Annotated in this window: 8 protein-coding genes; 2 read left to right on the top strand and 6 right to left on the bottom strand. The window is 73.7% G+C overall.

Annotated elements, in window-relative coordinates:
- Positions 1–416 (bottom strand): MFS transporter (locus AB0J52_RS17565; RefSeq protein ID WP_500182638.1); only part of this gene is annotated, 416 nt, incomplete at its 3' end.
- 132 nt (positions 417–548) lie between these two features.
- Here AB0J52_RS17565 and AB0J52_RS17560 point away from each other — a divergent pair.
- Positions 549–1,520 carry an ArsR/SmtB family transcription factor gene (locus AB0J52_RS17560; protein ID WP_500182637.1) on the top strand — a complete coding sequence of 324 codons (972 nt, stop codon included), beginning with the start codon at positions 549–551 and terminating at the stop codon, positions 1,518–1,520.
- Positions 1,521–1,576: 56 nt separating this feature from the next.
- On the opposite strand, the gene AB0J52_RS17555 is transcribed toward AB0J52_RS17560, so the two are convergent.
- Entirely contained in the window at positions 1,577–2,239 is a 663-nt protein-coding gene (locus AB0J52_RS17555; RefSeq protein WP_500182636.1) for a response regulator, read from the bottom strand.
- On the bottom strand, positions 2,236–3,402 hold the full coding sequence (locus tag AB0J52_RS17550) for a sensor histidine kinase (RefSeq protein WP_500182635.1): 1,167 nt from the start codon (positions 3,400–3,402) through the stop codon (positions 2,236–2,238). The genes AB0J52_RS17555 and AB0J52_RS17550 overlap by 4 nt, the downstream gene beginning before the upstream one ends.
- Positions 3,403–3,622: 220 nt before the next feature.
- Between AB0J52_RS17550 and AB0J52_RS17545 the strand changes: the two genes are divergently transcribed.
- Positions 3,623–5,785 carry an MMPL family transporter gene (locus tag AB0J52_RS17545; RefSeq protein WP_500182634.1) on the top strand — a complete coding sequence of 721 codons (2,163 nt, stop codon included), beginning with the start codon at positions 3,623–3,625 and terminating at the stop codon, positions 5,783–5,785.
- 92 nt (positions 5,786–5,877) lie between these two features.
- On the opposite strand, the gene AB0J52_RS17540 is transcribed toward AB0J52_RS17545, so the two are convergent.
- The 3 genes from AB0J52_RS17540 to AB0J52_RS17530 all read right to left on the bottom strand — a co-directional run.
- Positions 5,878–6,828 carry an RNA polymerase sigma-70 factor gene (locus AB0J52_RS17540; RefSeq protein WP_500182639.1) on the bottom strand — a complete coding sequence of 317 codons (951 nt, stop codon included), beginning with the start codon at positions 6,826–6,828 and terminating at the stop codon, positions 5,878–5,880.
- Positions 6,829–6,868: 40 nt separating this feature from the next.
- A complete protein-coding gene (locus AB0J52_RS17535; protein ID WP_500182633.1) occupies positions 6,869–7,795 on the bottom strand; it encodes an NAD-dependent epimerase/dehydratase family protein in 927 nt (308 codons plus the stop codon).
- A gap of 82 nt (positions 7,796–7,877) precedes the next feature.
- Positions 7,878–8,769: RNA polymerase sigma factor (locus tag AB0J52_RS17530; RefSeq protein ID WP_500182632.1), on the bottom strand; the 892-nt coding region annotated here is incomplete at its 5' end.

Below are 8,769 nucleotides of genomic sequence, written 5' to 3'. Positions count from 1 at the left end.
GACAGCAGCATGCCGCCGATGGACCCGCCGAGCAGGACGCCGCTGACCGCCCCGCGCCGTCCGGGTTCGACCAGGCCGGCCGCCATCGGCCCGAGGATGGGCGCGACGACCGTGGCCGCCCCGGCGAACGCGGACGCGGCGGCCAGCGGGGCGACCGCGGGCGCGGCTCCGGCGGCGAGCAGCCCGAGCCCGGCCAGCGCGAGCAGCGCGACGACCAGCCGGCGGTGCGGGATCCGGTCGCCGAGCGGCACCAGCAGGAAGATCCCCGCCGCGTAGCCGAACTGCGTCGCCGTCACCACCAGCGCGGCCGCGCCGGCCGGGACGCCCAGCCCGGACGCGATCGACGGGCTGACGGCCTGCGGGAAGTAGACGTTGCCCACGGCCACGCCGCAGGTGAGGGCGAGGAGAAGGATCACGCCGCGGCCGGCGCCCGCCTGGGGCCGCGTCCGGGAATCGGCCCGGGGATCCGTCCGGGGAGGTGTCAGCGTCATGCGGCCGAGTCCACCGCCCGCGAGCACACCCGGCCAAGGAATGTAGCCTGCGGCTTAATGATCAGTTTCGAGCTGGACGTCGAGGACCTCGCCGACACCAGGTTCGCGCTCTCGCCGCTGCACGAGGCCGTCACCAGCCTGCGGGTGCTGCGCGACCCGGCCCTGTACGCGCTGCACCTGCCGTGGCGGCGGACCGTCCTCGCCGGGCTGGACCCCTCCGACCTGCGACTTCTGCTCTCCCTGGTCAGCCGCCGGCACACCCTGCCCGACTTCCTGACCCCGCGTCCGGACGAGTTCGCCCCCGCCTTCGAAACGGAGCTGGACGCCGTCCGGCGCACGCCCGGCCCGCTCGTCCGGAACGACCTGGAGGCCGCCCACGCGCCCGACGACGTCCCCGAGCCGCTGCGCGAAGCGCTTCGCGAGGGAGCCGTTGAACAACTGCGCGACGCGATCTGCGACGTCCTGCACCGGTACTGGACGCTCGCCATCGAGCCGGACTGGCCGCAGATGCGGCTCGTCCTGGAGGCGGACATGACCTACCGCGCGCGCCGCCTCGCCGTGGGCGGCGCGCGCCTGCTGTTCGCCGACATGCATCCGAACCTGCGCTGGCGGGACGGCGTGCTCCGGGTCAGCAGGATGATCAGCCACCACCACGTCGTCGCGGGCGGCCGCGGCCTGCTGCTGATGCCGTCGGTCTTCGTCCACAAGCCGGCCCCGCCGCTCAGCCCGGACGAGCCGCCGATGCTCGCCTACCCCAGCCGGGGCGTGGGCACCCTCTGGACCCCCGCGCCGCCGCCCGACCGGCCCGCCCTGGACGCCCTCCTCGGCGCGCCCAAGGTCCGGCTGCTCGACCTGCTCGCCGAGCCGCTGCCGACGATCGAGATCGCGCGCCGCCTGCGGGTCACGCCGAGCGCCGTCTCCCAGCACCTCCGGGTGCTGCACGCGACCGGGCTGGTGAGCCGCGCCCGCGACGGCCGCCAGGTCCTCTACCGCCGCACGCCCCTCGGCGACGGCCTGATGGACCCGTGAGCCCGTGAGCCCGCGGACCCGTGAGCCCGTGAGCCTGTGACCTGCCCGGCCGTCCCTCAGGCGCCGCGCGGGGTGACCAGGCCGGACTCGTACGCGAGCACGACGAGCTGCGCGCGGTCCCGCGCCCGCAGCTTCATCATCGCCCGGTTGACGTGCGTCTTCGCGGTCACCGGGCTGATCTCCATCCGGACCGCGATCTGGTCGTTGGCGAGGCCCTGCGCGACCAGCACCACGGCCTCGCGCTCGCGGTTGGTCAGCTCCTCCAGGCCCGTCCCGGCGCCCGTCCGGGCCGGTCGCGCGACGTACTGGCCGATCAGCCGCCGGGTGATGGACGGCGCGAGCAGCGCGTCGCCGCGCGCCGCGACCCGCACCGAGTGCAGCAGGTCCTCCGGCTCGATGTCCTTGACCAGGAACCCGGCCGCGCCGGCGCGCAGCGCGTTGAAGACGTACTCGTCGAAGCCGTAGTTGGTCAGGATCACCACGTGCACCCCGGCCAGCGCCGGGTCGGCGGCGATGCGGCGGGTCGTCTCGATGCCGTCCATGACCGGCATCTGGATGTCGACGAGCGCGACGTCCGGCAGCCGCTCCCGGGCGAGCGCGAGGCCCTCCGCGCCGTCGGCGGCCTCGGCCACCACCTCGATGTCGTCCTCGGCGTCGAGCAGCGCGCGGAAGCCGCCGCGCAGCAGCGGCTGGTCGTCCACCAGCAGCACACGGATCACGTCGCGGGCACCACGGGCCGCTCGGATCCCACAGGCAGGTCGGACGCCAGCGGCAGTTCCGCCTCCACGCTGAACCCGCCTTCGGCGCGGGGTTCGGCGCGCAGGCGTCCGCCGAGGGCGGTGACGCGCTCGCGCATGCCGAGCAGGCCGACGCCGGGGACCGGGGCGCTGCCGGGCGTGGCCCCGCCGTCGTCGTCCACGCGGATCGCGAGCATGCCGGGACGATAGTCGATCATGATGTCCGCCGTCGCCGCCCCGGCGTGCCGGGCGGTGTTGGTCAGCGACTCCTGGACGATCCGGTAGGCCGTCCGGTCCACCGCGGCGGGCACGTCCTGCCGCTGGCCCGCGATCGTCAGGGTCGTCTCCAGGCCCGTCCCGCGGGCGCGTTCGACCAGCTCGGGAACGTGGTCGAGGCCGTGGGCCGGTCTGGTCGAGTCGTCCCGGAGGGTCTCCAGCGTCGCGCGCAGCTCGCGGGTCGCCTCGCGGCCGGCCTCCTGGATCGCCAGCAGCGCCTCGGGCACCTGCTCGCCCCGCTTGCGCGCCAGGTGGACGGCCACCGCGGACTGCACCTTGATGATCGAGATCTGGTGGGTGAGCGAGTCGTGCAGCTCGCGCGCGATGTGCAGCCGCTCCTCGCTCGCGCGCAGCCGCGCGGTCTCCTCGCGGGTGCGCTCGGCCTCGTCCGCGCGCCGCTCGGCCTGCCGCAGCGCCTCCCCGGCGGCCCCGGCGGCGATCAGCCACGCGATCTCCAGCACGCCCCGGGCCTGCACGAACGACTCGCCCACCGACCAGTCGTGCGGCGAGACCAGGGCCGCGACCGGCAGCGTCAGCAGCAGCATCACGCTCGCCGCGACCGTGACCAGCCGGTGCCCGGCCCGGACCGCGGTGTAGGTCGCGAACAGGTACGCGACGGCGGGCACCTCGAACCCGACCGCCTGGTAGCCCGCCACGCACAGCCAGGCGACGAGCAGCACCGGGATCGGGGCGCGGCGGACGAACGCCATCGCGAGGCCGCTGACCACGATCAGCGCGTAGCCGCAGAGGTCCAGGCCGACGGCGGGATGCCCCTCGCCGGCGGCGGTGATCAGCAGGGCCGCCGCGAGGAAGGCCGCGATCAGCCAGTCCCGGTGCCTGGACCAGACGGCGGACAGTCCAGTGCTCATAGCCGCAACCTAGCCAAAACAGGACGTCCGCACCTCCTGCGCGCGGACGAGGGGACGACTACCGCGTCCGCAGTAGATCCACGGCGCGCGCAGCAGAAACGGCAGGGAAATACGGCACGGGACGTAGCGCGAATTCACACGCCGGGCGGACGACTCCGGCGAATTCGCGCGGAATCATCAATTCCGTTCGGCCGCGAACACAGGCACAAGGAGTTTGATGATGACGACCGAGACCGCACGCGAGGGCGGCGTCCTGGCGGGGCTCGCCCGCTTCTGCTACCGGCGGAGACGCCTGGTCCTGCTGGCCTGGATCGTGGGCGTGCTCGCGGTGGCGGTCGGCGGGTTCGGCTTCGGCGCCGCCCCGGACAACGATTTCTCCGGCGGCGGATCGGAATCCGCCAAGGCACAGAAACTGATCGAGGCGCATTTCCCGGAACAGCAGGGCGACACGCTCACCCTCGCCGTCCGGGCGGACCGCGGGCTGGACGACCCGGCCGTCCGGCAGAAGGTCGACAAGCTCGTCGCGACGCTGGACGCCTCGCCCGTCACCGGCCCGGTGGTCTCGCCCTACAAGGACCCGTCGCTGGTCACCGAGGACCGCCGGATCGCCCGCACGACCGTCCCGCTGACCAGCCAGGACGTCAAGAAGGGCGACGTCCGGCCGCTCGTCGACGCGGTCAAGGCCGCCTCGGGCGGCGGCGTGACCGCCGGGCTCGCGGGCGACCAGGCGCAGAAGGCCGAGGCGCCCGCGCAGGGACCGGGCGAGGCGGTCGGCATCCTGGCGGCGGCGATCATCCTGTTCGTCGCGTTCGGCTCGCTCGTCGCGATGGGCCTGCCGATCATCACCGCGCTGATGGCGATCGTCGGCGGGATCGCGCTGATGAAGCTGGTCGGGTACGTCTTCCCCGCACCCGACTTCACCGTGATCGTGTCCGCGCTGATCGGGCTCGGCGTCGGCATCGACTACGCGCTGTTCATCGTGACCCGCTACAAGGACGCGCTGCGGGACGGCGACGATCCGGAGGGCGCGACGGTCAAGGCCATCACGACCGCGGGGCACGCCGTCCTGTTCGCCGGCACGACCGTCGTCATCGCGCTGCTGGGCCTGACCGCCATGGGGCAGCGGCTGATGACGGGCGTGGGCATCGCCGCGTCCGTGACCGTGCTGGTCACGATGGTCGCCGCGGTCACGCTGCTGCCCGCTTTCCTCGGTTTCACCGGCTACAAGATCAACTCGCTGCGGCTGCCCCGGCGCGGGGCCCGGGGTGAGGGCGCGGGCGGCGGGACCCTCCGGCGGACGCCCGCCGAGCGCTGGGCCACCGCGGTGCAGCGCCGTCCGGTGATCGCGGCCGTCCTGGCCGGGACGGGCCTGCTGGTGCTCGCCGCGCCCGCGCTGTCGATGCGGCTGAGCATGGCCGACGCGAGCGTCCAGCCGCACGACCGCAGCAGCTACGCGGCCTACCGGATCCTGTCCGAGGGCTTCGGGCCCGGGTACAACGCGCCGTTCGTCTTCGCGACCCCGGTCGCGTCCCGGGACACCGACCTGCGTCCCGTCGTCGAGGCCGTCGGGAAGACCGAGGGCATCGCCTACGTCACGCCGCCCCAGGTCAGCAGGGACGGTCAGGCCGCCCTCTTCATGGCGTTCCCGAGGACCGACTTCCAGGACGAGACCACCCCGGACGTCGTGCACCGGCTGCGCGACGACGTCCTGCCCGCCGTCCCCGGCGGCAAGGAGGTCCAGATCGGCGGTCCGAACGCCGTGGTGATCGACTTCTCCGACGCGGTGGGCGCGCGGCTGCCGCTGATGATCGCGGTCGTGCTCGGCCTGTCCCTGGTGCTGCTGGTCGCGCTGGTCCGGTCGGTGACGATCGCGCTCCAGGCGGCGGTGATGAACCTGCTGTCGATCGGCGCCGCGTACGGGGTGCTGACCGCGATCGTCCAGTGGGGCTGGCTCGGCAAGGCCCTGGGCTTCCCGACCACCATGCCGGTGACGAGCTGGGTGCCGATGATGATGTTCCCGATCCTGTTCGGGCTGTCCATGGACTACGAGGTCTTCCTGATCTCCCGGATCCGCGAGGACTACGTGCGGACCGGCGACACCCGGGCTTCGGTGGCGAGCGGCCTGGCGAGCACCGCCAAGGTCATCACGGCCGCCGCCGCCATCATGATCGCCGTCTTCATGACCTCCGTGCTCGGCCCGGACATCGAGGTCAAGCAGATCGGGCTCGGCATGTCGATCGCCGTGCTCGTGGACGCGACGATCGTCCGGCTGGTGCTGGTGCCGGCCGTGATGGAGCTGTTCGGCAAGGCCAACTGGTGGATGCCGGGCCGCCGCCCGACGGTCCCCGCCCGGCCGCCGGTGGAGGAGCCCGCCGGGGTCTGACCTCCCTGGACCCGCGGAGTGCGGGAGCCCTGGCCGGGGCTCCCGCACTCTCCGTTCTCCAGAGCAGTCGGCGTCGGTCGCGGCGGCGGGCTTCACCCTGTGCGGCCTGGCGGTGTTCCCCCTCCGGCCCCGTTCCGGTGCGCGATCGCGGCGCGGTTGACGGCCCAGGCGTCGGCCACCGGCCCGAGATGTTCGAGCTTGTCCGGGTTGATCACAGTCCGGATCGCCTGCACCCGCCCGTCGAGGACGTCGATCGTCCAGGTGTTGAGGATCCGGCCGTCCCGGGCGCGGAAGATCGCGCCCGGCTGGCCGTTCACGGCGCGCGACTCCACGGCGACGCCGATCCCCGCCAGCGGCCCGGACATGGCGGCGAGCACCCGCAGCACCTTCGCCGCGCCGAAGACGCCCCTGCCCCAATGCGGCGCCTTGCCGCCGCTGTCGCTCACCATGTGGACGTCCGCGGCGAGCGTCCCGGCCAGCGCGTCCACGTCGCCCTCGCGGAACGCGTCGAGGAACCGCTCGGCGAGTTCGCGCCGCTCGCGCCGGTCGGCCTCGAACCGCGGGCGCCCCTCGTCCATGTGCCGCCGCGCCCGGACGGCCAGCTGCCGGCACGCCGCCTCCGACCGGCCCACGGCGGACGCGACCTCCGGGAAGCCGAACCCGAACACCTCGCGCAGGACGAACACCGCGCGTTCGAGCGGGCTCAGCCTCTCCAGGAGCAGCAGCGCCGCCGTCGACACCGAGTCGGCCAGCTCCGCCGACCGCTGCGGATCGTCGTAGGGATCGGTGAGCAGCGGCTCGGGCAGCCACGGCCCGACGTACTCCTCGCGCCGGACGCGCGCCGACCGCAGCACGTTGATGGAGAGGTGGGTGACCACCGCCGACAGGTACGCCTTCGGCGAGTCGGGCGCGGCCCCGGACGTCTCGTACCGCAGCCACGTCTCCTGGACGGCGTCCTCGGCCTCGCTCACGCTCCCGAGGATCCGGTAGGCGATCGAGAACAGCAGCGGCCTGAGCTCCTGGAACTCCTCGTCCCGCGTCACGCGCACGCCCTCCCCGGCCCCGTCACCGCGGTCACCGCGGTCACGCGAGCGCCTCCTTGAACCCCTGCCGCCAGGACGGGCGGACCGGCTCCCAGCCCAGCTCCGCCTTCGCCTTGGCGTTGGACGAGCCCTGCCCCCTCGTCATCATCGACACCGCGACCTCTCCGGCCAGGAGCCGCGCGATCCACGCCGGGATCCGCATCGGCGGCTTCGCGCCCACGCATCCGGCCAGGTAGGGCAGCCACTCCCGGACCTCCGCGGGCTCGTCGTCGACGATGTTGTAGACACCGCGCGCCCGCGACTCGATCGCGAGCACGGTCGCGCGCGCCGCGTCGTCCACGTGGATCCAGGACCAGACGCCCGTCCCGCGCCCGATCATCGGGAACTTCCGCTCGCGCAGGAGTTTCGCCTGGTCCTCGGACGCGCCCGGCCCGTAGAACCAGCCGTAGCGCAGCACCGCGCCGCCCGCGTCGAGCACCGCCTTCTCGGTGTGGCGGAGCGACTCCATCGCCGCACGGGGGGCCGTGCTGGAGTCCAGGTCCAGCGGGTCCCGCTCAGGGGCCTCCCATCCGCCTTCCCTCGGGCCGTTCCCGCCCGCGTTGCTCTGCGCGACGACATGGGGCACACCGGCCGCCTCGGCGGCGGCCAGCAGATGATCGGTGCCCTCGGTGCGCAGCCGCTTGGTGTTCCGGAAGTACCGCTCGGCCCTCATGTTCGTCCCGGCGTGCGTGACGCCGAGCGCGGTCATCTGGTGGACGACCACGTCCGGACGGGCCGCGGCGACCGCCTCCCGCACCGACGACGCGTCCAGGCCGTCCATCACGACCGCCTCCGCGCCGAGCCCGCGCAGCAGGTCCAGCTTGGCGGGGCCGGTCGTCGTCGCGGTCACCTCGTGTCCGCCCGCGACGAGCATCGGCACCAGCGCCTGACCCAGGACTCCGCTCCCACCTGCGACGAATACCCGCATGCCATCCACTTCCCGCTCGTGAGCTTGTCTCGACGACCACGGGACAAGACAGCGGCGCCGGTTGTGACATGGCGCCGGGCGGTCAGTCCTTCAGGCGGCTCGCCCTGGCCTCCAGGTAGCGCTGCTCGGCGAGGCTGGCGGTGGCCTTCGCGGCGAGCCGGTAGTGCTCGTACGCGCCGGCCGTGTCGCCGGTCCGCTCCAGCAGGTGCGCCCGGACGGACAGCAGCCGGTGGTGGCCGGACATCCGCTCGTCCGCGTCCAGGGTGGCGAGCAGGCCGAGCCCGGCCTCGGGGCCCTCGGTCTCGGCCAGCGCGATCGCCCGGTTCAGGGTGACCATCGGGTTCGGCGCGATCCGTTCGAGGATCAGGTAGAGCGCGTGCACCTGCCGCCAGTTCGTCTCGGCGGCCGTGACGGCGTCCGCGTGCGTCGCGGCGATCGCGGCCTGCAACCGGTACGGGCCGAGCGTCGGGTCCGCCAGGGACGCCTTGACCAGCGCGGTCCCCTCGGCGAGCAGGTCGCGGTCCCAGGCCGAGCGGTCCTGCTCGGCCAGCGGGACCAGGTCGCCGGCCGGCGTCGCGCGCGCGTCCCGGCGGGCGTGGGTCAGCAGCATCAGCGCGAGCAGGCCGGCGACCTCGCCGTCCTCGGGGAGCTGCGCGTGCACCATCCGGACCAGCCGGATCGCCTCCCGGGCGAGGTCGGGACGGTCCAGGTCGCCGCCCGAGGACGCGATGTACCCCTCGTTGAAGATCAGGTACAGCACGTGCAGGACGACCCGGAGCCGCTCCTCGCGCTCGGCGCCCTCCGGCAGCGCGAACGTGGCCCCCGCGGCTTTGATCTTCTGCTTGGCCCGGCTGATCCGCGCCGCCATCGTCGCCTCGGGCACCAGGAACGCGCGGGCGATCTCGGCCTTCGCGCTCACCGAGGGCCAGAAGTACGACTGGAACGCCTGGATCTGGACGCTGATCGGATCGCCG

Origin of the sequence: Spirillospora sp. NPDC049652 (assembly GCF_040675125.1) — a bacterium.
In the GTDB taxonomy this organism is placed as follows: domain Bacteria; phylum Actinomycetota; class Actinomycetes; order Streptosporangiales; family Streptosporangiaceae; genus Spirillospora.
This window is presented reverse-complemented; position numbering and strand designations above follow the sequence as displayed.

What these genes read in the sequence shown, in the direction of transcription:
- AB0J52_RS17560 (WP_500182637.1), top strand. Translation starts at nt 549, where the DNA reads ATGATCAGTTTCGAGCTGGACGTCGAGGACCTCGCCGACACCAGGTTC.
- AB0J52_RS17550 (WP_500182635.1), bottom strand. Translation starts at nt 3,402, where the DNA reads ATGAGCACTGGACTGTCCGCCGTCTGGTCCAGGCACCGGGACTGGCTG.
- AB0J52_RS17545 (WP_500182634.1), top strand. Translation starts at nt 3,623, where the DNA reads ATGACGACCGAGACCGCACGCGAGGGCGGCGTCCTGGCGGGGCTCGCC.
- AB0J52_RS17535 (WP_500182633.1), bottom strand. Translation starts at nt 7,795, where the DNA reads ATGCGGGTATTCGTCGCAGGTGGGAGCGGAGTCCTGGGTCAGGCGCTG.